Source organism: Ensifer adhaerens, from assembly GCF_028993555.1.
Taxonomy (GTDB): Bacteria; Pseudomonadota; Alphaproteobacteria; order Rhizobiales; family Rhizobiaceae; genus Ensifer; species Ensifer adhaerens_I.
This window is the reverse complement of the sequence record NZ_CP118610.1, coordinates 1,199,628-1,226,374: the sequence shown is the minus strand read 5'-3', so window position 1 is coordinate 1,226,374 and position 26,747 is coordinate 1,199,628. Positions and strand designations below refer to the sequence as shown.

The 26,747-nt window shown below is 60.8% G+C and carries 29 protein-coding genes and 2 tRNA genes; 20 read left to right on the top strand and 11 right to left on the bottom strand.

Translation table 11 applies throughout. The annotated features are described in order from the left end of the window. Positions 1–237: 237 nt before the first annotated feature. From folE to PWG15_RS05965, 3 genes are all read left to right on the top strand, one after another. Positions 238–855, top strand: coding sequence for a GTP cyclohydrolase I FolE (gene folE / locus PWG15_RS05975; RefSeq protein WP_275023528.1), 618 nt, complete (start codon positions 238–240; stop codon positions 853–855). Between the two features lie 24 nt (positions 856–879). Continuing rightward, positions 880–1,332 carry a phosphoribosyl-AMP cyclohydrolase gene (gene hisI / locus PWG15_RS05970; protein WP_275023527.1) on the top strand — a complete coding sequence of 151 codons (453 nt, stop codon included), beginning with the start codon at positions 880–882 and terminating at the stop codon, positions 1,330–1,332. A gap of 400 nt (positions 1,333–1,732) precedes the next feature. After that, positions 1,733–2,698: a patatin-like phospholipase family protein gene (locus PWG15_RS05965; protein ID WP_275023526.1), complete on the top strand. Its 966-nt coding sequence runs from the start codon at positions 1,733–1,735 to the stop codon at positions 2,696–2,698. A 195-nt stretch (positions 2,699–2,893) separates the two neighbouring features. On the opposite strand, the gene PWG15_RS05960 is transcribed toward PWG15_RS05965, so the two are convergent. Together PWG15_RS05960 and PWG15_RS05955 are read right to left on the bottom strand one after the other, a co-directional pair. Then, complete coding sequence (locus tag PWG15_RS05960; RefSeq protein WP_065376167.1) at positions 2,894–3,322, bottom strand: CBS domain-containing protein; 429 nt, start codon at positions 3,320–3,322, stop codon at positions 2,894–2,896. Between the two features lie 264 nt (positions 3,323–3,586). Next, the gene (locus PWG15_RS05955; RefSeq protein WP_275023525.1) at positions 3,587–4,318 is read right to left on the bottom strand and encodes a rhomboid family intramembrane serine protease; all 732 of its coding nucleotides are present in this window, start codon (positions 4,316–4,318) and stop codon (positions 3,587–3,589) included. A 361-nt stretch (positions 4,319–4,679) separates the two neighbouring features. Here PWG15_RS05955 and PWG15_RS05950 point away from each other — a divergent pair, with 361 nt between their 5' ends. Both PWG15_RS05950 and PWG15_RS05945 read left to right on the top strand, forming a co-directional pair. Further along, the gene (locus PWG15_RS05950) at positions 4,680–5,306 is read left to right on the top strand and encodes a PAS domain-containing protein (protein WP_275023524.1); all 627 of its coding nucleotides are present in this window, start codon (positions 4,680–4,682) and stop codon (positions 5,304–5,306) included. 108 nt (positions 5,307–5,414) lie between these two features. Beyond that, positions 5,415–6,023: a PilZ domain-containing protein gene (locus PWG15_RS05945; RefSeq protein ID WP_275023523.1), complete on the top strand. Its 609-nt coding sequence runs from the start codon at positions 5,415–5,417 to the stop codon at positions 6,021–6,023. Positions 6,024–6,182: 159 nt separating this feature from the next. On the opposite strand, the gene PWG15_RS05940 is transcribed toward PWG15_RS05945, so the two are convergent. Next, positions 6,183–6,362: a hypothetical protein gene (locus tag PWG15_RS05940; protein ID WP_275023522.1), complete on the bottom strand. Its 180-nt coding sequence runs from the start codon at positions 6,360–6,362 to the stop codon at positions 6,183–6,185. A gap of 332 nt (positions 6,363–6,694) precedes the next feature. On the opposite strand from PWG15_RS05940, the gene PWG15_RS05935 reads away from it, so the two are divergent. The 4 genes from PWG15_RS05935 to PWG15_RS05920 all read left to right on the top strand — a co-directional run bounded on the left by PWG15_RS05935 (position 6,695) and on the right by PWG15_RS05920 (position 10,393). After that, positions 6,695–7,303 carry a transglutaminase-like cysteine peptidase gene (locus PWG15_RS05935; protein WP_275023521.1) on the top strand — a complete coding sequence of 203 codons (609 nt, stop codon included), beginning with the start codon at positions 6,695–6,697 and terminating at the stop codon, positions 7,301–7,303. Between the two features lie 292 nt (positions 7,304–7,595). Then, positions 7,596–8,330 (top strand): hypothetical protein, encoded by a 735-nt coding sequence (locus PWG15_RS05930; protein ID WP_275023520.1) that lies wholly within the window; start codon positions 7,596–7,598, stop codon positions 8,328–8,330. 182 nt (positions 8,331–8,512) lie between these two features. Beyond that, entirely contained in the window at positions 8,513–10,045 is a 1,533-nt protein-coding gene (locus PWG15_RS05925; protein WP_275023519.1) for a D-alanyl-D-alanine carboxypeptidase, read from the top strand. A 78-nt stretch (positions 10,046–10,123) separates the two neighbouring features. Then, positions 10,124–10,393, top strand: a complete 270-nt coding sequence (locus tag PWG15_RS05920) for a hypothetical protein (RefSeq protein WP_058320548.1) — start codon at positions 10,124–10,126, stop codon at positions 10,391–10,393. 119 nt (positions 10,394–10,512) lie between these two features. Here PWG15_RS05920 and PWG15_RS05915 read toward each other — a convergent pair whose 3' ends face one another. Both PWG15_RS05915 and PWG15_RS05910 read right to left on the bottom strand, forming a co-directional pair. Beyond that, a complete protein-coding gene (locus PWG15_RS05915) occupies positions 10,513–10,950 on the bottom strand; it encodes a DUF1489 family protein (RefSeq protein ID WP_275023518.1) in 438 nt (145 codons plus the stop codon). 74 nt (positions 10,951–11,024) lie between these two features. Beyond that, positions 11,025–12,425, bottom strand: a complete 1,401-nt coding sequence (locus tag PWG15_RS05910; protein ID WP_275023517.1) for an L-serine ammonia-lyase — start codon at positions 12,423–12,425, stop codon at positions 11,025–11,027. Between the two features lie 746 nt (positions 12,426–13,171). Here PWG15_RS05910 and PWG15_RS05905 point away from each other — a divergent pair. The 3 genes from PWG15_RS05905 to PWG15_RS05895 all read left to right on the top strand — a co-directional run bounded on the left by PWG15_RS05905 (position 13,172) and on the right by PWG15_RS05895 (position 15,482). Then, a complete protein-coding gene (locus PWG15_RS05905) occupies positions 13,172–13,864 on the top strand; it encodes a DUF599 domain-containing protein (RefSeq protein ID WP_275023516.1) in 693 nt (230 codons plus the stop codon). Positions 13,865–13,994: 130 nt separating this feature from the next. Next, positions 13,995–15,005 carry a heparan-alpha-glucosaminide N-acetyltransferase gene (locus PWG15_RS05900; RefSeq protein WP_275023515.1) on the top strand — a complete coding sequence of 337 codons (1,011 nt, stop codon included), beginning with the start codon at positions 13,995–13,997 and terminating at the stop codon, positions 15,003–15,005. A gap of 3 nt (positions 15,006–15,008) precedes the next feature. Next, positions 15,009–15,482, top strand: a complete 474-nt coding sequence (locus PWG15_RS05895) for a methyltransferase family protein (RefSeq protein ID WP_275023514.1) — start codon at positions 15,009–15,011, stop codon at positions 15,480–15,482. 80 nt (positions 15,483–15,562) lie between these two features. Here PWG15_RS05895 and PWG15_RS05890 read toward each other — a convergent pair whose 3' ends face one another. Together PWG15_RS05890 and mgtE are read right to left on the bottom strand one after the other, a co-directional pair. Further along, positions 15,563–15,949, bottom strand: a complete 387-nt coding sequence (locus tag PWG15_RS05890) for a MerR family transcriptional regulator (RefSeq protein WP_113537749.1) — start codon at positions 15,947–15,949, stop codon at positions 15,563–15,565. A gap of 174 nt (positions 15,950–16,123) precedes the next feature. Next, positions 16,124–17,545: a magnesium transporter gene (gene mgtE / locus PWG15_RS05885; RefSeq protein ID WP_275023513.1), complete on the bottom strand. Its 1,422-nt coding sequence runs from the start codon at positions 17,543–17,545 to the stop codon at positions 16,124–16,126. A gap of 389 nt (positions 17,546–17,934) precedes the next feature. Between mgtE and PWG15_RS05880 the strand changes: the two genes are divergently transcribed. Together PWG15_RS05880 and PWG15_RS05875 are read left to right on the top strand one after the other, a co-directional pair. Further along, positions 17,935–18,444: a peptide deformylase gene (locus PWG15_RS05880; RefSeq protein ID WP_275023512.1), complete on the top strand. Its 510-nt coding sequence runs from the start codon at positions 17,935–17,937 to the stop codon at positions 18,442–18,444. 51 nt (positions 18,445–18,495) lie between these two features. Next, on the top strand, positions 18,496–18,765 hold the full coding sequence (locus PWG15_RS05875) for a hypothetical protein (protein WP_275023511.1): 270 nt from the start codon (positions 18,496–18,498) through the stop codon (positions 18,763–18,765). 77 nt (positions 18,766–18,842) lie between these two features. Here the strand turns inward: PWG15_RS05875 and PWG15_RS05870 are convergent, their stop codons facing one another. From PWG15_RS05870 to PWG15_RS05860, 3 genes are all read right to left on the bottom strand, one after another. Further along, on the bottom strand, positions 18,843–20,027 hold the full coding sequence (locus tag PWG15_RS05870) for a methyl acetate hydrolase AcmB (RefSeq protein WP_275024363.1): 1,185 nt from the start codon (positions 20,025–20,027) through the stop codon (positions 18,843–18,845). 327 nt (positions 20,028–20,354) lie between these two features. Next, positions 20,355–20,439: transfer RNA gene (locus tag PWG15_RS05865), tRNA-Leu, on the bottom strand. A gap of 444 nt (positions 20,440–20,883) precedes the next feature. Next, positions 20,884–20,968, bottom strand: a tRNA-Leu gene (locus tag PWG15_RS05860). 194 nt (positions 20,969–21,162) lie between these two features. Between PWG15_RS05860 and lipB the strand changes: the two genes are divergently transcribed. Then, positions 21,163–21,882, top strand: coding sequence for a lipoyl(octanoyl) transferase LipB (gene lipB, locus PWG15_RS05855; RefSeq protein WP_275023510.1), 720 nt, complete (start codon positions 21,163–21,165; stop codon positions 21,880–21,882). A 6-nt stretch (positions 21,883–21,888) separates the two neighbouring features. On the opposite strand, the gene PWG15_RS05850 is transcribed toward lipB, so the two are convergent. Continuing rightward, complete coding sequence (locus PWG15_RS05850) at positions 21,889–22,827, bottom strand: DMT family transporter (protein ID WP_275023509.1); 939 nt, start codon at positions 22,825–22,827, stop codon at positions 21,889–21,891. 247 nt (positions 22,828–23,074) lie between these two features. Here PWG15_RS05850 and PWG15_RS05845 point away from each other — a divergent pair, with 247 nt between their 5' ends. The 5 genes from PWG15_RS05845 to fghA all read left to right on the top strand — a co-directional run bounded on the left by PWG15_RS05845 (position 23,075) and on the right by fghA (position 26,743). Then, positions 23,075–23,473 (top strand): helix-turn-helix domain-containing protein, encoded by a 399-nt coding sequence (locus tag PWG15_RS05845; RefSeq protein ID WP_275023508.1) that lies wholly within the window; start codon positions 23,075–23,077, stop codon positions 23,471–23,473. Positions 23,474–23,542: 69 nt separating this feature from the next. Continuing rightward, a complete protein-coding gene (locus tag PWG15_RS05840; RefSeq protein WP_275023507.1) occupies positions 23,543–24,670 on the top strand; it encodes an S-(hydroxymethyl)glutathione dehydrogenase/class III alcohol dehydrogenase in 1,128 nt (375 codons plus the stop codon). A gap of 80 nt (positions 24,671–24,750) precedes the next feature. After that, a complete protein-coding gene (locus PWG15_RS05835) occupies positions 24,751–25,191 on the top strand; it encodes a YaiI/YqxD family protein (RefSeq protein WP_275023506.1) in 441 nt (146 codons plus the stop codon). 43 nt (positions 25,192–25,234) lie between these two features. Next, positions 25,235–25,885 (top strand): DUF1345 domain-containing protein, encoded by a 651-nt coding sequence (locus PWG15_RS05830; RefSeq protein WP_275023505.1) that lies wholly within the window; start codon positions 25,235–25,237, stop codon positions 25,883–25,885. 24 nt (positions 25,886–25,909) lie between these two features. Next, the gene (gene fghA, locus PWG15_RS05825) at positions 25,910–26,743 is read left to right on the top strand and encodes an S-formylglutathione hydrolase (RefSeq protein ID WP_275023504.1); all 834 of its coding nucleotides are present in this window, start codon (positions 25,910–25,912) and stop codon (positions 26,741–26,743) included. Positions 26,744–26,747: the final 4 nt, after the last annotated feature.

Sequence of the window (26,747 nt, the reverse complement as noted above, 5' to 3'; positions counted from 1 at the left end):
CTCTGTGGCACCATACTATATGCTATGTCGTGTTGGGGCGACAGTTCCGCAAGAGGAACAATGTCGCCTGTTGTTTGGGAAACCGTGCCGGAAGGTCCAGTGCACTGCTAAGCCAGGACCGGAAAGCCCCGGAGCCCGCCAACGGAACCCAAGCCTGCAGGGTTAGGCGAATGGCCAGTGGCGAGTTGTCCGAAAGATAAAACGTCAAGCAATCCCGTATTGCTCAAAGAGGCCATTATGGATGCCATAGTGAAGAATTTTCCCGTGCTCGACGATGCGAGCGGCCGCCCGACCCAGAAGGAGGCCGAGGAAGCCGTGCGGGTCCTCCTGCGCTGGGCCGGTGAAGACCCGGAACGCGAAGGGCTCCTGGACACGCCAGCGCGCGTTGCCAAATCCTATCGCGAACTTTTCAGCGGCTACGATCTCGCCGCCGAAGACGTGCTCGGCCGGACCTTCGAGGAAGTGGCCGGCTACGATGACATGGTGCTCGTCAAGGACATCCCGTTCTATTCGCATTGCGAGCATCACATGGTGCCGATCATCGGTAAGGCGCATGTCGCCTACCTGCCGAATGGCCGTGTGCTCGGCCTGTCGAAGATTGCCCGCGTGGTCGACATCTACGGCCGCCGGCTGCAGACGCAGGAATCGATGACGGCTCAGATCGCGAAGGCGATCGACGAATCGCTCGCCCCGCGCGGCGTCGCGGTGATGATCGAAGCCGAGCATATGTGCATGGCGATGCGTGGCGTGCAGAAGCAAGGCTCGACAACGCTGACCACCACATTTACGGGTACGTTCCAGACAGAACCGGCCGAACAGGCGCGGTTCATGACCATGATCAGGGGCTTCAAGTAAGGCTCCGACTGACGGAGCCTTTCCATGACGCTCACCTTCGACGCTCCCTCCTCCAACAAGGCCGAACTGGAAACAGGTCCGGCCTTCACCCCGCGCTTCGACGAGAAGGGGTTGATCACCGCCGTCGTCACCGATGCGCGGGACGGTGAGCTCCTCATGGTCGCCCATATGAACGCCGAGGCCCTGGCCTTGACGATCGAGACGGGTATCGCCCACTATTACAGCCGTTCGCGCAAGAGCCTGTGGAAGAAGGGCGAAAGCTCCGGCAACCTGCAAACGGTCAGGGAGATCCGTACCGATTGCGACCAGGATGCAATCTGGTTGAAAGTGTCTGTCGCCGGTCACGACGCCACCTGCCACACGGGCCGCCGGTCCTGCTTCTACCGCACGGTCGGCGTCGGGAGCGGCAAGGCCGTGGTCGCGATCACCGACGACCACCGACACTTCGACCCCGCCGAAATCTATGATAAAAATTAAGCATCGCGCACCTTTTTGGCGCGGCTACATGCTATATTTATCTTTTGGAAACCAAGCTGGCGCCTAATCCTTGAGCAAGGATGCGGCGAGACGAGGAAACGGCAACGTTTCCAACTGTATTGCAAACTGTATCCAATGTTTATCGGTCCTGCCGCAATCGGCGACGGGATCGGTGATATACCTAGAAAACGGTGCCAGTCTTTCAGCGATGAATCAGGACAAGGCCGGCACCAGCGCCGGCTTGGCGGAGCCTCCCCAGGACGCGCGCGGGAAATAGCGTTTCTTCAGGATCGGATCCGATCTCTGGAAGTTAAGTCAGTAGTGAATTACCACAGCGACCTTCGCACATCTTTATCGACGTGTCGCGCTGCGGAGTATTCGGCGGTGTTGGAGGTGCCGGATGTTGAACTGGACTTTTACGCGTAGCAACCAGATTACCGATCTCTCCGGCCCGGACGGGGCATCGATTTCGACAACACCGCCAGAACCGGCGGCACTTCCGCAAAAACCGAAGATCGCGATCGCCCTTGGGGGCGGCGCCGCCCGAGGCTGGGCCCATATCGGCGTGCTACGAGCGCTCGATGAAGAAGGCATCGAAGTCGGCATGATTGCGGGCACGTCTATCGGCGCGCTCGTCGGTGGCTGCTATCTTGCCGGCAAGCTCGACGAACTGGAGACCTTCGCCCGTTCTCTCACCGTTCGGCGGATCGCAGGACTGCTCGACTTCGCCATCGGCGGCGGCGGTCTCTTTGGCGGACTGCGGCTGACCAAGCGCATGCAGGAGCATCTGCAGGGGCTCAGCATTGAAACCCTCGACCGGCCGTTCATTGCCGTTGCGACCGAAGTGCATAGCGGGCACGAGGTTTGGCTCGAAAAAGGATCGCTCATCACCGCGATCCGCGCCTCCTATGCCTTGCCCGGCATCTTCGAGCCTATCAAGGCGAACGGACGCACGCTCATAGACGGCGCGCTCGTCAATCCGGTCCCGGTCTCCGTCTGCCGCGCTCACGAACAGCAGCTCGTCGTCGCCGTCAACCTCAACTACGATCTCTATGGCCGCTCCGCAGTCGTCAAGCACAGCGCCGGCATGGAAACGCCGGATGCCCCGGCGCAGGAAAAGGAAACAACCCTTCACTCCCGACTCGGCATGACCGGCGTGATGGTCCAGGCCTTCAACATCATCCAGGACCGTATTTCCCGTGCTCGTCTTGCCGGCGACCCTCCGGACCTGGCATTGCATCCCAAGCTCAACGATATCGGCCTATCGGAGTTTCATCGTGCAGGTGAGGCGATCGACCGGGGCTACCACGAAGCAAAGGCCAAGCTCGTGGAGATCCGCCGGATGCAGGACGCCCTCGTGCGCTAACGAGCGATCTTCCATCGATTTTCTGCGGCTTATCCGTGCAGCGATTGCGCGCAGCGTCATTGTCCCACAGCGGGGGAATGCGTCGCGAACCGCAATCGGGCCGCGCTACAAGAACCTTGCCGCCCGATCGTTACGCACGAACAGGGCAAAGTACCCGCGGTGGATTGGAGGGCGGCGCAGGCCGCCTTCTCCCATTTAGCCGGCGATATAGGCCTTGATCTGCTCGGTCTCGTGCTCGATCGCGCGGATGTGGTGCTTGATCACGTCGCCGATAGATACGATGCCGGCGAGCTGGCCATTTTTCTCGACCGGCAGGTGGCGGGCCCTGAGCTTGCTCATCATTTCCATCAGGGACTGGACGGACATTTCCTCGGTGCAACAGTAGACATTCTGCCACATGACGGCCGCGACCGACCTTTCGAGGCAGGTCGCTCCCTGCTTGGCGATCGCTGCGACGATGTCGCGCTCGGTGAGGATGCCTGCGATCTGATCGTCCGCATCGACGATGATGACCGCACCGATATGATTGTCACGCAAGAGAATGGCAGCCTGCTGGACTGTCATCTGCGGGCCGACCGTTACGACGTTGCGACCCTTTTCATCGAGTATTGCTTTTACTGACATGCGCACATCTCCCGTTGCGACAACACCGGGTCGGCAGGGGAAGGTCCAGCCGTCTCTCGTGCGGTACGGTCGGGCGATGGAACCTGTACCCTGGCCGCTTATGATCGCCTGACCGCGTGCTCCTCAGACGCGGACGGGCTCTCTATACCCGGCCTTCACGGGCCGCCTAGTCTTTCGACAATCGGCGACCGTATCAAATGGTGCGCCAGCGCCATGGGGAAATCAAGCGCTCACCGGCGCCGTCCGCCGATCTTTCGATCGTCGTCAGTCGCGAGGGTCGAAAAGGCCGAAGAGAAGGAAGCCGAACAGGAAACCGCCGATATGCGCTTCCCAGGCGATACTGCCCGCCCCCCCTGGCGTGAACATGCCGAGCCCGATCAGAAAGTTGGTGAGGAACCAGATCCCGGCGAATATCACAACAGAGCGATTTGCCAGCGCCTCACTGATCGGCAGCCGCCGGTTGAGATGGGCAAATTGCCGGCTTATTCGCCCGCTTGGCGAAAAGACGAAGCGAGCCGCCGCACCCATGAAACCGGAAACGACGCCCGAGGCACCGACGACGACGATCATCTCGCCCCAGTGAAATGCCGTGTGCAGCGCGACTGCGGCCGCAGCCGAGAGGCCCCAGAACACGGCCAGACGTCCCATGCCAATGCGGCGTACGACCGGCGCACCGAACGCGACCATCCAGAAGATATTGAAGATCAGGTGCTCCCAGCTGCCATGCAGGAACGAATAGGTGATGGGGCTCCAGAGCCAGGCGAGCCCCTGCTCGGCCAGGGGATGATCGTAACGTGCAGGCAAAAAGGCGAAGTTGAAGATGATCTCCTGATCGATCGCCGGCGGCAGAACATAGGTGCGCAAGGCATGTATGGCGATCAGAAACAAAAGAATGCCGGTAAGCCCGGCCGGCAGATTGAAGGCAGGCTCACGTGACGGATTGGCGGCGCTGTCCCGGTCCGTCTCCGGTGGCGTTGCCGTCTGATCTCGTTCCATAGTTGCTGCTTTCTCCATCGATTGGTCCGTTCGATCGCATTCGATCAAGGCGATGGCATGACATCGCGGGATTCGGACCGGACTGGGGCGACCAGCCATAAGCAAACAAAAAAAGACCGTCCAGTAAAAACTGAACGGTCGCCAAGCTCAGATCCGAGCTCCAGTTCAAGTGCCGAAGCCAACGCTTCGTGAAGTCATGTCTCTCAGTGCCAGTCGCAGCGCTCGAGTGCAATCGAAACCATTCGTTAACCTTAATTTCGAGCTGGCACGCTTTTCGCTCCGTTGATCTCAAGACCGCAATGATCGGCCAAACATGTGCCAGACCGGCACAGGCGGGCCGCAGAAATGGAATGAACGCAAGATGCGCAGCGAGACGACCACGGAGCTTTTCCGATACTGGAACACCATTCGCGGCAAGCGAGACCTCCCCCGTCGGGACGAACTCGAGCCGGGGGACATTCGTGCACTATTGCCCAACCTGTTCATTCTCGAGCATGATCGCAACGGTATCTCGTTTCGGCTTGCAGGGACCCATGTCTGCGCACTCTTCGGCCTTGAGCTGCGCGGGCGGCAATTCGGCATGCTCTGGCTGAACGCGCAGGCAGCCAAGACACAGCGCGTCGCCGGGCAGGTGATGACGCATCGGGTGCCGGTGATGCTATCCGCCAAGGGACGCACCGCCGATGGGCGCGAGGTCGAGGTCGAAATGCTGCTGTTGCCGCTTGCCTCAACCGAGGGTGCAAGCGACCGAATCCTTGGCGCGCTCTCGCCGCTTTCTCGCCCGTACTGGTTGCATGCAACATCCGTGGAGGGCCTCGACGTCACTGGCATGAAAATCCTCGACCCCGATCGCACCGCCGTGTTTCGCGAAGAACCGCCGGTGGAATACGTCTCCGCGCGCACGGAATCCGGCACTGGCAAAGGGCTTTTGGGAGAGTCCCGTCGTGTCAGACATCTTCGCATTCTGGAGGGCGGACGGCGCGCATGATCGCCACGGCTGTCCCGAGTTGGCCACACGGACCAACCGCAGGACGAACATTCTATTAACCCGAACGTTCTAAACTCTGCCTGCCAAAATACGTCATGCAGAGTCACCATGTTCTCGTTCCAGCACGCTCAGAATACCGCGCCGAAGCCGCATCACGAAGGTGCATTTCAGCGCGTTTCAGTGAACCTTGCTGGACGGCTGATGCTCGCCAATCACGACGAATTTGATTGCACCGCCGTCGACATGTCACCGGGCGACGTGCTGTTTTCCTGCCCGGCACGGCCGCGGGCGGGCGAGCGCATCATCGCCTATGTCGACCACGTCGGTCGGCTCGAAGGAACGGTGTCGCGTATTGCCGACGATGCCTTCGTGATCCAGCTCAACGCCACCGAGCGCAAGCGCGAGAAGCTGGCTGCGCAGCTTACCTGGATCGCCAACAAACATGAACTCGGCCTGCCGGAAGACCGGCGCCATGACCGCCTTGCGCCGCGCAAGACGTCAACAGAACTGACGCTCGACACCGGCGAGAAATTCCCTTGTCGCATCATCGACCTCTCGCTCTCCGGGGCTGCAGTCGATATCGAGAACCGCCCGCCGATCGGCACCCCGGTCCTGCTCGGCAACATGAAAGGCAAGATCGTGCGCCATTTCCAGGAAGGCTGCGCCATCGAATTCTCGGGCGTGCAGTCGCGCGAAGCGCTGACGGATTTCCTCTGAGGGCGCGCCCGCGCCGCCTCGCCTGCCCTACACCCAACCCGATCGTTGCGTTGCCAACCCAAACGCGCGCCACCTTCTGAGGCGCCGCGCCACTTCTTGCGCGTGACTGCCGCTCCCCCTGCACACGCAATGACATGCCAGCCCATCACTGGCCCCATCTCACCGCGCAAACCCAGCTTCGGCTTTTAAACTGGACCTGTCGACGGCGCCGCCGGCACCGGCGGGCAGGTCGACATCGCCGTCGCGCACCGCGACTGCCTCATTTCGGAACATCTCGATCCGACCGCGCGCCCCGACGATTGCAAATATTTTTTCGAACAAATTCAAGGCAAGACGCATATTCCAAGTCGAAAAGTACCGACAAGATCGACCATATCCACCCCGCGGGCCACGTTTTTCGACTGCGATTTTTCCGCAGCCGCCGCACCTGTCGACCCGTAGACCGACATAGACTTAATGATTACAATTATTTACATGGTCAACAAAACAAGAATGGCAGATCACTCCGCGTCACAATCGATAAAATTTGAGTCAAATTCGATTTAAATATAAATCAAATTATATTCTTGTTTTATTCTTATACGACTTTCATTTGTACTTGTTTTTAGTTCGTAAGTTCGCGAGCGATAAAAACGTCTGTGCCATTGTCGAACCACAACGGGGAGACAATCATGCTCAAGACAATCACCAAGATGATCGCGGTTGCGATCCTTTTCACCGGCGGCCTGATCGAAACGGCGCTGGCGCTTCCGGCCAACATGGTCGTCACCGGCGCAACCAACCCGCCGATCGGTCACTACGAGTTCTGCAAGATCTATCCATCGGAGTGCACCTCAAACGGCAAGGACCGCGGCCCGATGGTGCTGACGCGCGAAAGCTGGCAGAAGATTCTCGAGGTCAACTACGACGTCAATCAGGCGATCACCCCGATGACCGACATGGAAATCCATGGCGTCGAGGAGAAGTGGTCCTATCCGGACACGGTTGGTGATTGCGAAGATTATGTCCTGCTGAAGCGCCGCAAGCTGATCGAGAACGGCTTCTCCCCGTCGGATCTCTTGATCACCGTCGTTCTGCAGCCAAATGGTGACGGCCATGCCGTCCTGACCGTGCGCACCGACCGCGGAGATTTCATTCTCGACAACATGCGCAACAAGGTGCTGCTGTGGTCGGACACCGAATACACCTATCTCAAGCGCCAATCGACCGATCACTCCGGTCGCTGGGTCAAGCTCCAGGATGGCCGCACGGTGGCCGTCGGAAGTGTACGGACGCAGTAAGCATAAAAGACATCGGAGGCGGCGCGCCTTTCGCAGCGGCCTCCACCATTACAGGGCTCCGGTCATACTATCCCCGTCCTGACCGAGCCTCGGCCGGTTCCGTGTCCCTCGGAACCGGCCGTTTTTTTGCCAGAAACACACCCATCCCTCAGCCTGAAGAGGAATTCATCGAAAATTAACCATGCTCGACCAGCGTCGGACAAGCGACATCGTCCATTCTACGATGCGCAGGAATGCGTGAGCCGAACAACGGACCGCCGGGGTCCGGCCAGCGCGACGGGACGGCCCAACGATGAGCAGATCTTCAAACGACATTCACGAGCCGGAGCTCCGGCCACTACTGTCGACCGGCTTCGTTTACCGGGTGACGGCAGCTGTCGTCGTGCTCGCGGCTTTGACCGCCGCCATCTCCTTGGCGGGGCGCTGGTTCGGCGAAAATCTCGCCCTGGCCGGCCACACCGCCAGCAACGAGCTTTTCGACATCTTCATCGGCCAGGATCATTTGCGCCTGCCGGCCAACATGATCCGTTTCGAGGCTCAGCGCGCCACCTCGATCGTCGAGCGCGTCGATCTCTACCTGACCTGGCCGGGCCTCGAAGGTTATAGCGACCAGAGCCGGGCGCTCTTCAACAATGTCGACGCACCCGAAAGCCTCGTTTTCCTGCAGATTTCCCAAAGCACGATGTCGCGCGACATGTCCGGGCGGCTGGAGCCGATCTATTCCCAGGTCTTTGACGGCGCGCCCACGGCCGGTCCGGCCGGCCTGACGGAGCACGCCGTCAAGGCGACGTCCAGCTATGCGGGCGAAGTGTTCCTTACCGCCGAGACGACCACTCCGGCACCCTATGTCGTGCGCTGCCTCAAGTCCGACCCAAAAGCGATCTCGACCAGCGCCGATTGCCAGCGTGACATCCACGCCGGAAAGGATCTCGTCGTGCTCTACCGATTCTCCAAAAAACTGCTGCCGAAATGGCGCGAAATCGACCAAGCGATCGCGACCTTCGTCAAAAACCGTCTCGTGCCCTGATTTCGTCCAACTGGTGTGGTGCAGGCAGCCCGCCGCGCCATTGCGCTACACCGGCATCGCCCTAGTACAATTGCGTTCGATTCCGGAAACCAATCATTCATCATAAACCGATTGGTAACGCTATGCCGATACTGTCTCGAGAACGGTCGTTCCCGGAGGCGGCGTCCGGACAACCCCATGACATGAGAATAAAGAGTAGCGTAGTGTCCCAATCCGGTTTTCTTGATCTCGCGAAGCGCCCGTTCGGTGCTCTTTCAAAGATGGTAGGACGGGTCGTCCTTGCAGGCGCCATTGCATCGGCCGCCTTTGCAGCACCGGCCTTCGCAGCCTCGAATTACGCCAATCCGAAATATTCTGGCATCGTCGTCGATGCCAAGACCGGCAAGATTCTCTACGGCGAGGACGCCGACGAACTGCGCTATCCTGCGTCTCTCACCAAGATGATGACGCTCTATCTGACCTTTGAAGCGCTCGAAGCCGGCCGGATCACCAAGTCCACCCCCATCCCCTTCTCGAAAAACGCTTCCGCCGAGCCGCCATCGAAGCTTGGTGTGCGCGCCGGACAGTCGATCACCGTCGAACAGGCTATCCTCTCTCTCGTCACCCGCTCGGCCAACGATGCGTCTACGGCGTTGGGTGAATATCTCGGCGGTTCGGAGCCGCGCTTTGCCCGCATGATGACGAACAAGGCCCGAGCGCTCGGCATGACGCGCACGACCTATCGCAATGCGAACGGTCTGCCGAACCCGGAACAGCGCACGACTGCGCGTGACCAGGCGCGTCTCGGCCTCGCGCTACGCCAGCATTTTCCGCAATATTACGATTACTTCTCCACCCGCAGCTTCCAGTTCGGCAAGCAGACGATCGGCAATCACAACCGCCTGCTCGGCAATGTTCGCGGCGTGGATGGCATCAAGACCGGTTACACCCGCGCATCGGGCTTCAATCTCGTGACCTCGGCTCAGCTCGAAGGTCGCAGCATCGTCGCCGTCGTCATGGGCGGCACCTCCGGCGCCAGCCGAGATGCGCAGATGCGCCGGCTCGTCGCCAAGTACATGCCGTCCGCATCGCGGCGTGGCGACGGCAATCTGATTGCCGAGACCAAGCCTACTCCCGTTCCGGCCGAAGAAACCCAGGTTGCAGCGGCGGCTCCCGTTGCCGAAACGCCCGTCGTCGCGGCCGCTTCAACCGGCCACGATCTGCCCAACACCGGCCCGGTTCCTGGCATCCGCTACAACGGCGAAAGCGCCAGCAGCGTGCAGATGGCCTATGCCGGCAACAAGCGCGCGTCGGACAACCCCGTTCTTTCTCCGAAGATCGTTCCCAACACCCTCAACGCACAGAGCCTGAAGCTCCGCCAGCCTGTTGCTGCCGGCATGGTCGACGCCCAGATTACCAACTCCGTTCCGAAGAAGGCCGACGCCGCTGCCAAGGCAGAGCCGGTCGAGGTTGCAAAGGCCGAACCGATGCCGGCTCAGCCGCAAGGCTGGGTAATCCAGATCGGCGCGACGCCGGACAAGGATCAGGCCATGACCCTTCTTGGCAATGCCAAGGACAAGGGCGGCAAGGCGCTGCGCAACGCAACACCCTTCACCGTGGCCTTCGGCCAGGTCTACCGCGCCCGTTTCGGCGGCTTCGACGACCAGGATGCAGCCGTCAACGCCTGCAAGGCATTGAAGAAGAAAGGCATTTCCTGCTGGGCAAGCCAGCAGTAAGGTAAAAAGTTTTGGCGGCCGGATGTGTTTGTTTTCCGGCCGCCTTCCTCGGATTTGTACAGCGTAACGAGGTTAATCATGGCGATGAACGAAAACGTTCCGGGTGTCACCCCGCTGCCGGGACGGCGCGCCAAGCCGTCGCGCATCAACCTGCATCCCCTGCACGAGGCGGCCATGCGCATTGCCGATCTCGGGCTCAACCGATCGAAGGCGAAGACGCGCGATCTGGTGGGGATGCTGCTGACGCACGGAGCGCGCGCCTGGCGATCGACGCAGCCGCGGGCCGGCATTCATCTTCACGTGACGGGGCCGAACCGGCGTCATCCCCTGAAGATGCGGATCACTTGAACGTTCGTGAAATTGCAAAAGGCGGCCTGTGCCGCCTTTTTTCTGTTGTCATGTCGCCGCAGCGGGGCGCGCGCCAGCCTCGCAACAAGACCCACGATGGGCCGCATCCATATCGAAGATCAGAGAAGGCCGAGTTCCGCCAGCTCGCGGCGCAGTTCGAGCGGCATCTCGGCGCCGCCACCGGAAAGCGACGCCAGGTCGCGCGGTGCATCCTTGTCGGTGAGATAGCGCCAGCCCTGGAAAGCGCGCCGCGGCTGCAGTTCCGTCTCGACCACTTCGGGGCCAAGCAGCAGATTGCAGCGGCCGATACCCTCGCCATCCGTGAAGGTTTCGATACCGATCAGGGGCTGCCGCGCCTGCACGGTCCCCTTGATCACCCAGTAGAGCGAACCGCCGTTGAGCAGTTCCTCCACGCGCTTGGGCACCATACGGGTCGTGTGGAAGGAATGGGGTTCGAGGCCGGCGGCCATGGCGGCCATCGCCTTGCGCGAAACCCATTCGCGCAGGTCCTCGATCGATTCCGCTCCGACGCAGAGCTTTATGAGATGCAGAGACATGGCTTTTTTGAACACCCGTCTGGCCGCTGCGGTCAAGCGGCCAGTCGCTGTTCATCCACAATCACCGTGACGGTTCAACATTCGACGACGTTGACCGCGAGACCGCCGGTCGATGTTTCCTTGTACTTCTCGTTCATGTCGACGCCGGTTTGGCGCATCGTCTCGATGCAGGCATCGAGCGGCACGAAGTGCTTGCCGTCGCCCTTCAGCGCCAGCGACGCCGCAGTCACGGCCTTGACCGCACCCAGCGCGTTGCGCTCGATGCACGGCACCTGAACCAGGCCGGCGACCGGATCACAGGTCATACCGAGGTGGTGCTCGAGTGCAATCTCTGCGGCATTTTCGATCTGCTCGGGCGTACCGCCCATGACGGCGGCAAGGCCGGCGGCGGCCATGGCGGACGCGGAGCCGACTTCGCCCTGACAGCCAACCTCGGCGCCTGAAATCGAGGCGTTGTGCTTGATGATGCCACCGATCGCGGCGGCCGTCAGCAGATAGTCGCGGATGCCTTCCTGATCGGCGTCGTCATGGAAATGCATGTAATAGCGGATGGTGGCGGGAACGACGCCCGCCGCACCGTTGGTCGGCGACGTGACGACGCGGCCACCGGCAGCATTCTCTTCATTGACCGCCATGGCATAGACGCTCAGCCAGTCGTTGGCGAGCAGCGGGTTGGTCTTGTTTGAGCGCCACTCTTCCTGCAGCTTGTCGTGGATTGAGCGTGCACGACGGCGGACCTTCAGGCCGCCGGGCATGATGCCCTCCTGGCTGAGGCCGCGGTCGATACAGTTGCTCATCGCACCCCAGATGCGGTCGAGCCCGGCATTCAGCTCATCCGGCGACATGGTCGCTTCTTCATTGGCCCGCTTCATCTGAGCGATCGTCATGCCGGAGCGGGCTGCCATGTCCAGCATCTCCTGCGCCGAGGAGAACGGGAAAGGCACCTTGACGCCTGCCGCCTTGTTCTTCGAGGCACGCATTGCCTCCAGTTCCGTGTCGGTCACGACGAAGCCGCCGCCGATCGAATAATAGATCCGCTTCAACAAGAGCCGGCCGTCGCGGTCGAGCGCGGAGAAGGACATGCCGTTGGCATGGCCGGGCAGCGGCACCTTCTTGTCGAAGACCAGATCCGTCTTCGGCTGGAATTCGTAGGACGGATGTCCCGGCGGCGTTATGCGACCGCTGCGCTCGACCTCGTCGATCAGGGTATCCATGCGATCAGGATCGACCAGATCGGGGCGTTCGCCGACGAGACCAAGGATCACCGCCCTGCCCGTGCCATGGCCGATGCCGGTATGGGCGAGCGACCCGTGCAGACTGACCTTGATCGCGGCAACGGCCGCATGGGACGGGCGCGGCCAGTCATCGGAAAGAATGAGATCGAGAAAGCGGTTTGCGGCCGACATCGGCCCCATCGTATGCGAGCTCGAAGGCCCGATACCGATCTTGAACACGTCGAAGACGGAAAGAAACATAAGCTGCCTGCCCCGGAGACTGACCCACGGTACACCGGCATGATCGCCTGAGCACCGCATTCACGATTGCCTCGATATCACGCTTCACGGCCTGTGCGAACCGGCGCGCTATCCTCAAATTTGCTGCACGATTTTATCCTCAGATCGGTCCCGATTTAAGGAAATCCGCAACAAATATAGGAACGAAGCCTAAGCGATCCCATAGCAGGCGGTCAGGCGGTCAACCGACATTCGATCCCATCCGTGCGACATTGTCGTCCCGCGAAGGCTCCGCGGTGTCGAGATTGGTGCCTGGAATCAAAAACGGCGCGGCTTTTCAGAAGCCGCGCCGTCAATCAGTGGACTTTTCTAGATACTAGATATCAAAGGCCGCCGAAAAGATAAGCAAGAACAAGAACGCCAGCGAAACCAGCCACGGCGCGTGCAGTTACGCCCCAGCAAGACTTCTGAATTGTATTGTCCATGATGTCTCCGAAAACACTCTCAACGGCCGCGAGCAGCACATTGGGCGCTCGCGTCTGGGGCCATGCATATTGAAGAAAGCGTGAATGCGCAATGGGGGAATGTGGCGGAAAGGTGTCACGCCTCGGCCGCGCCGATCGGTAAACTGGTGAAAACCGCGCAAACCACAGGGCGGAGCCATGAGAAATTCCGCCGCAATTTCATCACAGTAGTTGACGCACCGTCGATTCCCGCGCCGCTGCGGCTACCTTGCAATTTCCAAAAGCCATGCCAAAAACACGTGTATGACCTTCGAAGATTACATAGCGCTTGTCGTGTTTATCCTGCTTTGGGCGGGTTTCAGCTGGGCGACCGACGGCACGCGCGGCTTCAAGCGGGTGAGTCTCACCCGCCTCATGAACGAGCACCGTGGCCGTTGGATCCGCAATTCGCTCAACCGCGACCTGAAGATGATCGATACGCAGATCATCGCGGGGCTGCAGGCCGGCACCGCCTTCTTTGCCTCGACGACGATCTTCGCCCTCGGCGGCTGCTTCGCGCTGCTCGGCGCAACCGAACAGGCGCAAATGATCTTTGCGGATATGCCCTATGTCTTCCATGGCGGCCGGACGGCATTCGAACTGAAGGTCGGCGGTCTTACCTGTCTCTTCGGATACTCCTTCTTCAAGTTCGGGTGGTCCTATCGGCTGTTCAACTATTGCTCGATCCTGATGGGCGGCATTCCGATGACAGCCGACATGCAGCGCGACCCGCAGGTGGCGGAAAAGGCGGCCGAACGGGCGATCCGCATGAACGTGCTGGCCGCCAAGCACTTCAACGCCGGGCTTCGGGCGATTTTCCTGTCGATCGGTTACCTCGGCTGGTTCATCAGCCCCTATGTCTTCGTCGGTCTTACCGTCTTCGTCATCTTCGTGCTGACCCGCAGGCAGTTCTTCTCGGAGGCGCGCGCAGCGCTGCTGCAGGACGCAACACCCTGACAGCACGCACACCCGTCGCGCCAAACAGAAGCAGATCGGGCCTGCTCAATTCCACCATCAGCAATCGACGCGTGTTTGGCACAAGCCAAGCATGTCATTCTTCCTCACGCCAACAGGATGGCGAATGCCCATGTCCGACAGCAATGTGACTTCACCGGCGACACAGATACCGGCTCAAGCTGCCGCACGGGGGCGGCTCGCCTTCATCGACGTCGCACGCGGCGTGGCATTGCTCGCCATGGCGACCTATCACTTCGTCTGGGATCTTGAGTTCTTCGGCTATGTCGCGGCGGGAACCGCCGGCACAGGCGGCTGGAAGATCTTCGCCCGGCTCATCGCCAGCAGTTTCCTGTTTCTCGCCGGCTACAGCCTTGTACTGGGGCAATGGCCGAAGCTTCGCCTCGACGCTTTCATGCGACGCTTTGCCAAAATCGCCGGTGCGGCTGCGCTGATCACCATTGCGACCTATTTCGCGTTCCCGAACACGTTCATCTTCTTCGGCATCCTGCATGCGATCGCTGCCGCAAGCGTGATTGGCCTTGTTTTCCTGCAACTGCCGGCCGTCGTCTCGCTGCTTGCCGCGGCTGTGGCCATCGCCGCGCCCCTTTACCTCCGCTCGCCGGCCTTCGATGCACCCTGGCTCTGGTGGGTCGGGCTGTCCGAAACGCTGCCGCGCTCCAACGACTATGTGCCGCTGCTGCCGTGGCTTGGGCCTTTCCTGCTCGGCCTTGCCGCAGCCAAGCTCTTCCACGCGCGCCTCGTCTCGGCCCTCGCAAACCGTTCATCCACAGGTGCCAAGGGCAAGCTGTGGATGAGGCCTTTGGTCTTCGGCGGCCGTCACAGTCTGGCCATATACCTCATTCACCAGCCCGTGCTCATCGGACTGGTCTATCTCTTCTCGCTGATTTCACCGCCGACATTGCCGGATCCCAAGCAGGCCTACCGCAGTAATTGCGTCGCAGCCTGCAACCAGGGGAACCCGGCCGTGCCGTGCGAGGCCTTCTGCGGCTGTACGCTCGACCTTCTGGTACAACAGAACCTGTTCGACAGCCTGAACAGGGGAGAGATCAACGTCAGCAGCGATGAACGCATTGCGCGAATCGCGCGACAGTGCACAATGGACGTGCAATCAGGGGACTAGGACATGAACGCCTATCGTGCCAAGCCGCTGAACTTCCCGTGGCCCGCCCTGCTCTACGGCGTCGCCACGCTCGCGGCCCTCGTTCTGGCGCGATATTCACCCATCCCCGTCGCACACGGACATAGCTGGTTTCCCTGGATCAGCGGCGGCACGCTGATCATCGTCGCCATCTGGCTGGATCTCTGGGCAGTCAAGACCTTGCTCGACCGGCATACGGCCGTCATGCCTTACCGGTCGGCAACCTGCCTCGTCACCTACGGCCCCTTCCGCTTCACACGCAACCCGATCTATCTCGGCTACACGTTGATGATGGTCGGCTTCGGCCTGGCGACGCTCAATCCGTGGTTCTTCATCACCGCAGTCGTAGCGGTGATGCTGACGACCCTCTTTGCCATTCGCAACGAAGAGCGGCATCTGCTGTCGCGCTTCGGCTTCGAGTTCGAGCGTTATTGCCGGCACACCAGCCGCTGGATCTGACCCAAAGCTCCCGAAGCCCAAAACCAAAAAGGGCAGCGCGGACGCTACCCTTCGAAACTTTCGCCTTTAAGAATACCTGCTCAGGTACCGACGCCGATCTCCGCTAGCCGCGTCAGGCATGCCTCCTCGACATTGTCGAGCTCTGCCAGCGTGTCCTCGATATCCTTGCGCTTCTGGCGAAGCTCCTCGCGCTTTTCTTCGACCCGGCTCATCAACAGCCGAAGCTGGCCCATCTCGCCGGGCGGATCCTTGTAGACCTGGATGATTTCGCGAATCTCGGCAATCGTGAAGCCGATGCGCCGGCCACGCAGAATTTCCTGGATCAACCGCCGATCCGCCGGCCTGAACAGCCGAGTGCGTCCACGGCGTTCGGGATGAATGAGGCCTTCGTCCTCATAGAACCGCAGCGTTCGGGTGGAAATGCCGAATTCTCGCGTCAATTCGGTGATGCTATAGTATTTATTCACGCTGCCATTCCACGATTTACTGCATGGCGCCTACAATCGGTATCGATCTAAGGTCAAAGTTATGCAGCGGGTCAAAGTGTTACAGCGGTCCTGGCGCATCTTAAAAGACGCGCGCGCTGTCATGTACCTACACTATCGTTGACCTTGACGTAAAAGTCAAACAAGGCGCTCACCTTACGTGACGTGGAACCACCAAGTGGCAATGCCGAGAAAACTGAAGAAGCCCGTGACGTCGGTGATGGCCGTCACGAAGACGGCGGAAGAGACGGCCGGATCAGCGCCGAAGCGATCCAGGCACAGCGGAACGAGGATGCCGGCGAGTGCTGCGGCCATCATGTTGATCAGCATGGCGGTGGCGATGATGCCGCCGATGTTCGGGTCCTGAAACCAGAGACCGGCGAGCAGGCCGATCAACGTGCCGAAGATCATACCATTCAGCAGCCCTACACCTGCTTCGCGCCGGATGATGCGCGGGGCGTTGTGAATATCGAGGCCGCGCGTCGCGAGCGCGCGCACGGTAATCGTCATCGTCTGCGAACCGGCATTGCCGCCCATACCAGCGACGATCGGCATCAGAATGGCAAGCGCCACGATCTGCTGGATCGTCGCATCGAAGAGGCCGATGACCGAAGCGGAGATGCAGGCCGTCATCGAATTGATGAACAGCCAGGGGACGCGCGAACGGGATGCCTCCGCAACCGAGTCCGACAGTTCTTCGTCGCCGACGCCGCTCAGGCGCAAGAGGTCTTCCTCGGCCTCTTCCTGGATGACGTCGACGACGTCATCGATGGTAAGGACGCCGACGAGCCGGCCGTTGTCGTCGACGACGGCGGCGGAGAGAAGGTCGTATTGCTCGAAGAGCTGTGCTGCCTCTTCCTGGTCCATTTCGGCGGGAATGGCGTGGCTCGTGTCGTGCATGATGGCATCGACCTTGATCGAGCGTTTGGTGCGCAGCACGCGATCGAGGTCCACGGCGCCAAGCAGCTTGAAGGTGGGATCGATGACGAAGATCTGCGTGAAGCTCTCGGGCAGATCCTCGTCTTCTCGCATGTAGTCGATCGTCTGGCCGACGGTCCAGAACGGCGGAACCGCCACGAACTCGGTCTGCATGCGCCGGCCGGCCGTGCTCTCTGGATAATCGAGCGAGCGGCGAAGACGGACACGTTCGGTGAACGGCAGCTTCGCCAGGATCTCGTCCTGGTCCTCCTGGTCGAGATCCTCGAGAATGTAGACCGCGTCGTCCGAGTCCATTTCGCCGATGGCTTCGGCGATCTGCTCGTTCGGCAGATGCTCGACGATATCGAGACGGATTGCCTCGTCGACCTCGGTCAAGGCCGAAAGGTCGAACTCCTTGCCGAGCAGCGAAACGAGCGCCAGGCGCTGGTCCGGCTGGATCGCTTCAAGCAGGTCGCCAAGTTCCGACGAATGCAGGCCGGCAACATGCTGGCGCAGATAAATCGTATCGCGATCGGCGATCGCGGCGCCGACATGCATGAGGAAATCGGAACGAACCGAACCGTCGTCGGCATAGATGTCCGAGCCGTCAAAGGTCTTGACGTCTTCGATACCGCTGTCGTCGTCGCCGATATTGCTCATGGGCGCCCTCGAAACGATTGCTGCTTTCCGGTGCTCCGTACGGGCCGAAAAGAATGCGTCACTGACGGTTGGTGCCCCCACTTCCGTGGCCGTGCTGCGGAAGCGGGGATGTACAGCCCTGCTAGCGCAAAGCCTCGCCGAGGTCCACAGCACAGATACCACCCTGTGCGCGACGACAACAGATTTATTCAAGCTGTTGCAAATACATGAAAAACCGGCTGCATCGCGACACTGTCGACATCGATCGCGCGATCGGCTAGCACTTCTCTTCGTTCCCTGGAGCCGGAATCGATTTCAGCGAACGAAACAGCAGCCCAAGCTTTACGCCGCCTCCTACGCTCCTCAATGGGACGTACGGGGCCGCGAACGCTGCAGCCGAGGAATTTCTGATGGCGACGCGTCCCATTGTCCGCTTTCCCAATCCGTTGCTGAGCCAGAAGGCGGAAACCGTCACCCGCTTTGATGCGGCGCTTGGGGGCCTTGCGGACGACCTTCTCGACACGATGCGAGCGGCGCCGGGTATCGGCATCACCGCTCCTCACGTCGGCGTCCTTCAAAGGGTGACGGTGATCGAGCTCGACCGGGAGAGCGGCGTCAGGGTTTACGTCAATCCTGAGATCGTCTGGAACTCCGTCGAAGTCATGAGACATGCGGAAGGCAGTGTTTCGATGCCTGGAGTTTCGGAGGACATCGAGCGACCGCAGACGGTGCGCGTTCGCTATCAAACCCTTTCAGGCGAAACGGTCGAAGAAGAAGCCAAAGGGCTGATGGCCATTTGCCTGCAACACGAAATCGACCAGCTCGATGGTATTTTCTGGACCCAACGCCTCTCGCGGCTGAAGCGCGATCGGGCGATCAAGAAATTCGAAAAGCTGACAAGGGAGCAGGCACGCGCCTAGGAGCTCCCGCAAACAGCGTTCAATGATTCCCAGTTCACCAAGGATCGGACAATGAAGCCAACATATCTTGCAGTCATCGGCCTTTTGGCCCTCGTCGGTTGCAACAGCGCCCAGCAAAGCCTTGAGCCCCTGCCCGATAGCCTGACCTACGGCGAAAATGCCAGCAAACGAAAGACGCAGGCAGCCCCCGGTACGATGGTTCAGAACCGTTTCATGTATGAAGGGCAGATGGTCTTCGAAACCTATGAGGTCCAGCCCGATCACAGCTACAAGCTTATCCGCCGCCGTATGGACCAGAGCGGACCGCAGGGTAACAGCTGACGCCACGGACGCCGAGCCGGGCGGGCGCACCATGCGCGGCCCAGGCTTGGCGGGAGAGATCGCATGTTGCGGGCCGGTTACCTTTTAGAACTGGCATAAACCGCCGTCTCAAAATCAAGGTAGCCTCCGATCGAGGCTGGGTCGGCAAAGGGCAGTATCTGCGTCGCCCATAGGCCGCCGAGACCATTTTGGCGGTCTATCCAGTAATAGAGGTTTGCAAGCCCAGCCCAAGCCAGCGCGCCGGCCGGTCGACCTGTTGGCGCGGCTTCATCGTTGATCATGAAGCTAAGGCCCCAGGATTTCGGCATTCCGGGGAAAAATTCCGCGTCGTGCGAAAGGCTCGGTATCACCCCGGGAAGCTTTTTGATCTTCTTTTCCCCAAGGCCGTTCTTTTCCGCCATTTCGACGGTTTCGGCTTTCAGCACGCGGCCACCGGGTGCCACCCCGTCGTTGAGCCACATGCGAATGAATTTTGAGTAATCGGTAGCCGTCGAGTAGAGGCCATGCCCACCCATTTGAACCTCGGGTTCCTGGGGGAACCGGAAATCAGGCAAAGGCAGCAAACGCCCTGCGTCGCCTCTCTGATGCAGCGTGACCACGCGTGAGGCCATCGATGGGTTCAATGCGAAACCGGTATCGCCCATGCCGAGCGGTTGGAGGATTCGCTCCGTCATCACCTCGCCCAGTCGCTTGCCGGCTATGCCCTCCACCACCTGTCCGGCCCAATCCAGGTTGCTTCCATATTCCCAGTCGTCGCCTGGGTCGAACAGCAATGGAGTTTGGATGGATGCATAGGAGCTCGTGATCACGCTCGGTTGCCCATGTTGGCGGGCCAACCTGGCGTAGGTCTCATTAAAGAAGTCGTATCCAAGGCCAGCCGTATGCAAAAGCAGCATGCGCGTCGTGATATCCCGCTTGGGTGGGCGGAGCTTCGGGTTCCCGGAGGAATCAAAGCCCTCAATCACCTGCAGCTTGCCAATCTCGGGAGCGTATCGTCTGGCTGGTGCATCGAGATCGAGCCTGCCCTCTTCAACCAGTTGCAGGCAGGCAGTGGAAGTGATCGCTTTCGTCATCGAGAAGAGCCCGAAGACGCTGTCGGCCGTCATGTCCGCATCGCCGCCCAACATGCGCTTTCCGGCTGCGCCCGTGTAGATATCGCCACGTCTATCTGTTGCAATCGCGACGACGCCGGGCACGCCATCAGCGGCGCTGACGGCGCTATTGAGGATTGCATCGGCAATAGCCTTGAGATCGCCACCCAAGAGAACCTCCCAAGCAAACACGGCTTCGTGGTTGGTGCAGGTCGCCCAACCGCCGCCGCGCCCAGAAAATTGGCTCCAGCCCGCCCCTCGTTCTGGAATACCGGTCAAATGTTAGCACCGAACAACATTCCAAGCCATTTCGCCTGCTAGGCGAAATGTGGCAGCGCTCATTGCTATTTTCCGTGGCGGGCCGCGTTATGCAACCGACCTACGGCCGGAACATGCGTTGAGGCTTGCGGGCCGCAGCATCGCCCAAAGCTGGGCCACACGGTGGGCTCAAGGCTAAATGCAGGTGAAAAAACAAAAAAACCGGCCGAAGCCGGTTTTTGGTGCGGTCGAGAAGACTCGAACTTCCACGGGTTGCCCCACAGCGACCTCAACGCTGCGCGTCTACCAATTCCGCCACGACCGCATCGTGGTAGGGCCGATTTGCGCCGGCGGGGCTGCATGTAGCAAAAGCCCCCGCAGTGCACAAGCACGGCAACGGATAATTCGAACAGGCCGGTGGAAAACCTGAAATCCCTCAGATTCGAAGCGGTTGCCAGACTTTCCCGGCAGCGATGGCACGTTTTGTTGCGCACATATTGTCGTTTGAGAGCCCGAGCTCGAAGGTTGTTTGGCGACTCAGATCCATGAACCGTGTCGAACTGCGCGCCGAGGTCGCCTTCCGCAACGGCAAGATGGCGCCCCCCCCTGACCCGTGGCACGCAAGCAGAATGATGTCCTTCGCGTTGCGCGGTTTGTCGATTAGTTTGACCTGGGTGACGAATGGATGTGTCCGAGGCGGAATCCGCGAAGGCGCGCTGTTTTCCGATGGAATTTAAAAACAAAAAACCCGGCCGAAGCCGGGTTTTTTTGGTGCGGTCGAGAAGACTCGAACTTCCACGGGTTGCCCCACAGCGACCTCAACGCTGCGCGTCTACCAATTCCGCCACGACCGCATCGTGGTAGGGCCGACCTGCGTCGACGGGGCTGCATGTAGCAAAAGCCTTTTGGGGGCACAAGGGGATGACGACAGAAATTTGACGGGAAGTGAAACTATTTCAACGGCTCCCTCGGGAAGCGTTGGAAACGCTGGACTCTCGTCGCGCGCCATCCCATTTACAAGCTCTCACAAAACAGGAATGCCAAGCGAATGCAGCGTGAAAATCTGAGCCAGGACATGTTCGCCCCCCCGGAATCACCGCCGGTTCGCTGGCGGATCGCTTCTGATCTGGTGGATTATCCACGGGCCGTCGAATTGATGGAGCGGGAAGCGGCTGCGATCGCTGCCGGCGCCGCGGATGAACTCGTCTGGCTGGTCGAACATCCCCCGCTGTACACGGCCGGCACCAGTGCCGATGTTGCCGACCTGGTGATGCCGGATCGCTTTCCGGTGTTCGCGACGGGTCGCGGTGGCGAATACACCTATCATGGCCCCGGCCAGCGCGTCGTTTACGTGATGCTCGATCTCAAGCGCCGGAAACAGGATGTGCGTGCCTTCGTCGCTGCACTCGAAAGCGTCGTCATCTCCACGCTCGATTCGATGAACGTGCGAGGTGAGCGTCGCGAAGATCGGGTCGGCGTCTGGGTTCGGCGCCCGGAAAAGCCCGTCCTGCCCGACGGCTCGATGTCGGAAGACAAGATCGCCGCGATTGGCATCCGCCTGCGCAAATGGGTGAGCTTCCACGGCTTTGCCCTCAACGTCGATCCGGACCTCGACCATTTCGGCGGCATCGTGCCCTGCGGCATTCGCGGCTATGGCGTCACCAGCCTCGTCGATCTCGGTCTGCCCGTGATGATGCCGGATGTCGATATTCGCCTGCGCGAAGCCTTCGAGACGGTGTTCGGCCCGACACGGACCGACGCGGCCTGAGCCGGCTCAGTTCGCCGCCCGCCGCCCGGCCACCCGTTCGCGCCAGATGATGAACAGGCCCGAGCCGACGATGATGGCGATGCCAAGCCATTTCGAGAGTGACGGAAAATCTCCGAAGATGAGATAGCCGAGCGCCGTGGCGGTGACGATCTCGAAATAGTGGAATGGCGCCAGCAACGAGACGGGTGCCGCGCGGAAGGCCTTGACGACGAGCAGGTGGCCGTAGCCGGAAAGTGCGCCGAGGATGACCACCAGCACCCAGCCGAGCGGCGACTTCGGCAGCGACGGCACGAAGTCCGCACTGCCCATGCCGTTGCCGATCAATATTATCAGCGCCATCGTCAACGTACCGCCGATGCCGGCGATGGTCTGCATCGTCAGCGGCGAGTCGCCGGTGCCGACCGCGCGATTGAGAAGCAGATAGCAGGCAAAGACGAAGGCGCAGGCCACCGGCAGCAGGGCTGTCAGGCCAAAAGCTGCAAAGCTCGGCTGGATGACGATCATCGCTCCGCCAAAGCCGACAACGATGGCGAGCCAGCGCCGCCAACCAACCCTCTCCTTGAGAAACACGGCGGAAAGGCAGGTCAGGATGAAAGGCTCGACGAAATAGATGGCGAAGGTATCGGCCAGCGGCATGTATTTCACGGAAATGAAGAAGAACAAGGCCGCGGTCGCCAAGAGCACGCCGCGCAGCAGATTGGCCCACGGCCGCTTCGGCTTCAGTGCCCTGAGGCCGCCGGCGCCAAGCAGCATTGGCAACGTCGCCACCAACTGGAAGAAGAATCGGTAGAAGGTCACCTGGCCGGGCGACATGCCCTCATGGACAGCCATGTATTTCGCGATTACGTCCATGCCGGGCAGGATGACCATCGCAAAAAGCATGATGGCGACGCCTTGCATCACAGTATCGGCTGGTTCGGCAGCCGCGGTTCGGGCGTCGGTCATGGGGCAAGCTCCGGTTGGCCGCCGGACATTAGAGCCTAAGCCATGATTTTCAACCGCCGAGGATACGTCGGAGAGCGAACTATCCGCGCCCTGGCCGCAATTGACGGTGTTTTTGGCGCTTCGGGATGGTCGCTCGCCGCCCAAATGCCTATAAGCTCAGGACAATCTTCCGCCCCGGACCTCAGAGTCGGCGTCCTGCCGCCGAGGCCCGGGACCTTTGAACGTAACCGTGGCAAAGGAGATATCCATGCGCTTGTCCACCGAAACGATGATTGCCCGCCTGCGCGACACCAGCGATGGTGACACGCTGGGAGGACGCATCTGGAGGGCCCGCGACGCCGCCAATCTCAGCGCGAAGGATCTTGCAGACCAGCTCGGCGTTCGCACAGAGACGGTCGCCGCCTGGGAACGTGATCGCGCCGAGCCGAGGACCAACCGGCTCTTCATGCTTGCCGGTGTGCTGGGCGTTACCCCGGCCTGGCTGATCGCCGGCCTCGGTCGCGCGCCGGATGCCGATGCTGACGAGGACAAGAGCGACGGCCTTCGCGAGCAGCTTGCACTGGTCAAGAAGCTGCACGAACAGACCGGCAAGGCCATTGCCGCACTTGAGATCGAACTCAATCGCGTTCAACAGAACATTCGATAACCGATTGCGATTCCACTTGGGGCCGCCCTCCTGGCGGCCCGAATTCATTTCAGTCGAAGGAGAAAATAAATGGATGTACGCGCCGCCGTTGCCGTTCAGGCAGGCAAGCCGCTCGAAGTCATGACGGTTCAGCTCGAAGGCCCGCGGGCCGGCGAAGTGCTGATCGAGGTCAGGGCCACCGGCATCTGCCACACCGACGACTTCACGCTGTCGGGCGCCGACCCGGAAGGCCTGTTTCCGGCGATCCTCGGCCATGAAGGCGCCGGCATCGTCGTCGACGTCGGTCCGGGCGTCACCTCGGTGAAGAAGGGCGATCATGTCATTCCGCTCTATACGCCCGAATGCCGCTCCTGCCCGTCGTGCCTGTCGCGCAAGACGAATCTCTGCACCGCCATCCGCTCGACGCAAGGTCAGGGCCTGATGCCGGACGGCACCTCGCGCTTCTCGATCGGCAAGGACAAGATCCACCACTACATGGGCTGCTCGACCTTTGCCAACTACACGGTGCTGCCGGAAATCGCCGTTGCCAAGGTCAACCCGGACGCCCCCTTCGACAAGATCTGCTACATCGGCTGCGGCGTCACCACCGGCATTGGCGCGGTCATCAACACCGCCAAGGTGGAGATGGGCGCAACCGCGATCGTCTTCGGTCTCGGCGGCATCGGCCTCAACGTCATCCAGGGCCTGCGTCTGGCCGGCGCCGACATGATCATCGGTGTCGACCTCAACAACGACAAGAAGGCCTGGGGCGAGCGCTTCGGCATGACCCACTTCGTCAACCCGAAGGAAGTCGGCGACGATATCGTGCCCTATCTCGTCAACATGACCAAGCGCGGCGCCGACCAGATCGGCGGCGCCGACTACACCTTCGACTGCACCGGCAACACCAAGGTGATGCGCCAGGCGCTTGAAGCCTCGCACCGCGGCTGGGGCAAGTCGGTGGTCATCGGCGTTGCCGGCGCCGGCCAGGAGATCTCCACCCGGCCGTTCCAGTTGGTCACCGGCCGCAGCTGGATGGGCACGGCGTTTGGCGGCGCCCGCGGCCGCACCGACGTGCCGAAGATCGTCGACTGGTACATGGAGGGCAAGATCGAGATCGATCCGATGATCACCCACACGATGCCGCTCGAGGACATCAACAGGGGCTTCGAACTGATGCACTCCGGCGAAAGCATTCGCTCGGTCGTACTCTACTGAGCTCTTATTTCGATTCAGAACGGCGCCGGAGTCGATTGATTTCCGGCGCCTTTTCAGCCCCGTTGAGAAATTGATTCAAGATGATCTATGTCGACGCCGATGCCTGCCCGGTGAAAGCGGAAATCCTGAAAGTCGCCGAGCGCCACCGGATCGAGGTGACCTTCGTCGCCAATTCGGGCCTGCGCCCCTCGCGCGATCCGATGGTGCACAACGTCATCGTCTCGGCGGGATTCGATGCGGCGGACAACTGGATCGCCGAGCGGGCGCATGAGGGCGATATCGTCGTCACCGCCGATGTGCCGTTGGCTGTGCGCTGCGTTGCCGCCGGCGCGCTTGTTACCGGCCCTTCCGGACGCATCTTCGACAAGGGCAATATCGGCATGGCCTCTGCCATGCGTGACCTTGGCCAACATCTGCGCGAAACCGGTGAAAGCAAGGGCTACAACGCCGCCTTCACGCAGCGCGATCGCTCCGCCTTCCTCGAAACGCTTGACCGACTCGCGCGGCAGGCGAAAAAGTGACGTTGCGGCAGCCGCTTCCGCTGCGGAGCGCAGGGGCATCTGGATGACAGCGACGACGACGAAGCTCAGGCACTGGCCCTTCTACACCGCCATTCTTTGCGCGCTCGCGAGCGTGCCCGTTCTCTGGTTCATTGCGCGACGCTTCGCACTTGAAGGCGCTGCGATTACCTTCTTCTGCGTCTACCTCGTCATGTGCTGGCGGCGACTGCGGATGATGACCGGCCGACACCTGAAGACCCATGCCAGAAATACCGACGAGCCTGAGGTCGTCATCCTGCTTGTGACATTCGGGGCGGCTGCGAGTTCGCTTGTGTCTTTGTTCTTCGCCCTCAACGGCGAGAAGACGGGATCGGCGCTGGCGCTCGGCCTCGCCTTTGCCTCGGTCGTGCTCGGCTGGGCGACGATCCACATGATGGCGGCTATGCACTATGCACACATATACTGGGTGCCGGCCGCGAATGCGCAGACTCCGGAGCCGGCACGCGGCCTGGACTTTCCCGAGACCCCTGAACCCGGCGGCTTTGATTTCCTCTATTTTTCCTTCGTCATCGGCATGACCGCGCAGACCTCCGATGTCGCCATCACCACGACGGCCATGCGGCGCATCAACCTGATGCACGCCATCGTTTCGTTCTTCTTCAACACCGTGCTCGTTGCCGCCGCCGTCAATGCGGCCGTACAGCTTGCCGGCTGAGCAGCACTATCCAGGGAGCATTCCATGAAAGTCCTTTCGCAAAACACCGCTTTCGGCGGCATGCAGGGCGTCTTTTCGCACGAGTCCGAGGCCTGCAAGGGCGAGATGACCTTTGCCGTCTTCGTGCCGCCGCAGGCGATCAAGGAACCACGGCCGGTGCTCTGGTACCTGTCCGGCCTCACCTGCACGCATGCAAACGTCATGGAGAAAGGCGAGTATCGGCGGATGGCCGCCGAGCTCGGGCTTATCATCGTTTGCCCGGATACGAGCCCGCGCGGCGCCGACGTCCCGGACGAACTGACCAACTGGCAGATGGGCAAAGGCGCCGGGTTCTATGTCGACGCCACCGAAACGCCTTGGGCCGAGCACTATCAGATGTACAGCTACATCAGCGAGGAACTGCCCGCCTTCGTCAGCCAGCACTTTCGCATGGACATGAGCCGCCAGGGAATCTTCGGTCACTCGATGGGCGGTCACGGCGCGATGACGATTGCGCTCAAGAACCCGGACCGCTTCAAGAGCTGCTCGGCCTTCGCCCCGATCGTCGAGCCCTCGACAGCCGATTGGTCGATCGGCGCCTTTGAGAAGTACCTTGGAACCGACCGCGCCGCCTGGCGGCAATACGATGCCTGCGCCCTCGTCAAGGACGGAGCGCGCTTCCCCGAATTCCTGATCGACCAGGGCAAGGCGGACAGTTTTCTCGAAAACGGCCTGCGCCCGTGGCTATTCGAGGATGCGGTCAAGGGCACCGGGATCGATCTGACGCTTCGCATGCACGAGCGCTACGACCACTCCTATTACTTCATCTCCACCTTCATGGACGATCATCTGAAGTGGCATGCCGAACGGCTGGACTAACCAT

What these genes read in the sequence shown, in the direction of transcription:
- folE (WP_275023528.1), top strand. Translation starts at nt 238, where the DNA reads ATGGATGCCATAGTGAAGAATTTTCCCGTGCTCGACGATGCGAGCGGC.
- hisI (WP_275023527.1), top strand. Translation starts at nt 880, where the DNA reads ATGACGCTCACCTTCGACGCTCCCTCCTCCAACAAGGCCGAACTGGAA.
- PWG15_RS05965 (WP_275023526.1), top strand. Translation starts at nt 1,733, where the DNA reads ATGTTGAACTGGACTTTTACGCGTAGCAACCAGATTACCGATCTCTCC.
- PWG15_RS05960 (WP_065376167.1), bottom strand. Translation starts at nt 3,322, where the DNA reads ATGTCAGTAAAAGCAATACTCGATGAAAAGGGTCGCAACGTCGTAACG.
- PWG15_RS05955 (WP_275023525.1), bottom strand. Translation starts at nt 4,318, where the DNA reads ATGGAACGAGATCAGACGGCAACGCCACCGGAGACGGACCGGGACAGC.
- PWG15_RS05950 (WP_275023524.1), top strand. Translation starts at nt 4,680, where the DNA reads ATGCGCAGCGAGACGACCACGGAGCTTTTCCGATACTGGAACACCATT.
- PWG15_RS05945 (WP_275023523.1), top strand. Translation starts at nt 5,415, where the DNA reads ATGTTCTCGTTCCAGCACGCTCAGAATACCGCGCCGAAGCCGCATCAC.
- PWG15_RS05940 (WP_275023522.1), bottom strand. Translation starts at nt 6,362, where the DNA reads ATGCGTCTTGCCTTGAATTTGTTCGAAAAAATATTTGCAATCGTCGGG.
- PWG15_RS05935 (WP_275023521.1), top strand. Translation starts at nt 6,695, where the DNA reads ATGCTCAAGACAATCACCAAGATGATCGCGGTTGCGATCCTTTTCACC.
- PWG15_RS05930 (WP_275023520.1), top strand. Translation starts at nt 7,596, where the DNA reads ATGAGCAGATCTTCAAACGACATTCACGAGCCGGAGCTCCGGCCACTA.
- PWG15_RS05925 (WP_275023519.1), top strand. Translation starts at nt 8,513, where the DNA reads ATGAGAATAAAGAGTAGCGTAGTGTCCCAATCCGGTTTTCTTGATCTC.
- PWG15_RS05920 (WP_058320548.1), top strand. Translation starts at nt 10,124, where the DNA reads ATGGCGATGAACGAAAACGTTCCGGGTGTCACCCCGCTGCCGGGACGG.
- PWG15_RS05915 (WP_275023518.1), bottom strand. Translation starts at nt 10,950, where the DNA reads ATGTCTCTGCATCTCATAAAGCTCTGCGTCGGAGCGGAATCGATCGAG.
- PWG15_RS05910 (WP_275023517.1), bottom strand. Translation starts at nt 12,425, where the DNA reads ATGTTTCTTTCCGTCTTCGACGTGTTCAAGATCGGTATCGGGCCTTCG.
- PWG15_RS05905 (WP_275023516.1), top strand. Translation starts at nt 13,172, where the DNA reads ATGACCTTCGAAGATTACATAGCGCTTGTCGTGTTTATCCTGCTTTGG.
- PWG15_RS05900 (WP_275023515.1), top strand. Translation starts at nt 13,995, where the DNA reads ATGTCCGACAGCAATGTGACTTCACCGGCGACACAGATACCGGCTCAA.
- PWG15_RS05895 (WP_275023514.1), top strand. Translation starts at nt 15,009, where the DNA reads ATGAACGCCTATCGTGCCAAGCCGCTGAACTTCCCGTGGCCCGCCCTG.
- mgtE (WP_275023513.1), bottom strand. Translation starts at nt 17,545, where the DNA reads ATGAGCAATATCGGCGACGACGACAGCGGTATCGAAGACGTCAAGACC.
- PWG15_RS05880 (WP_275023512.1), top strand. Translation starts at nt 17,935, where the DNA reads ATGGCGACGCGTCCCATTGTCCGCTTTCCCAATCCGTTGCTGAGCCAG.
- PWG15_RS05875 (WP_275023511.1), top strand. Translation starts at nt 18,496, where the DNA reads ATGAAGCCAACATATCTTGCAGTCATCGGCCTTTTGGCCCTCGTCGGT.
- lipB (WP_275023510.1), top strand. Translation starts at nt 21,163, where the DNA reads ATGCAGCGTGAAAATCTGAGCCAGGACATGTTCGCCCCCCCGGAATCA.
- PWG15_RS05850 (WP_275023509.1), bottom strand. Translation starts at nt 22,827, where the DNA reads ATGACCGACGCCCGAACCGCGGCTGCCGAACCAGCCGATACTGTGATG.
- PWG15_RS05845 (WP_275023508.1), top strand. Translation starts at nt 23,075, where the DNA reads ATGCGCTTGTCCACCGAAACGATGATTGCCCGCCTGCGCGACACCAGC.
- PWG15_RS05840 (WP_275023507.1), top strand. Translation starts at nt 23,543, where the DNA reads ATGGATGTACGCGCCGCCGTTGCCGTTCAGGCAGGCAAGCCGCTCGAA.
- PWG15_RS05835 (WP_275023506.1), top strand. Translation starts at nt 24,751, where the DNA reads ATGATCTATGTCGACGCCGATGCCTGCCCGGTGAAAGCGGAAATCCTG.
- PWG15_RS05830 (WP_275023505.1), top strand. Translation starts at nt 25,235, where the DNA reads ATGACAGCGACGACGACGAAGCTCAGGCACTGGCCCTTCTACACCGCC.
- fghA (WP_275023504.1), top strand. Translation starts at nt 25,910, where the DNA reads ATGAAAGTCCTTTCGCAAAACACCGCTTTCGGCGGCATGCAGGGCGTC.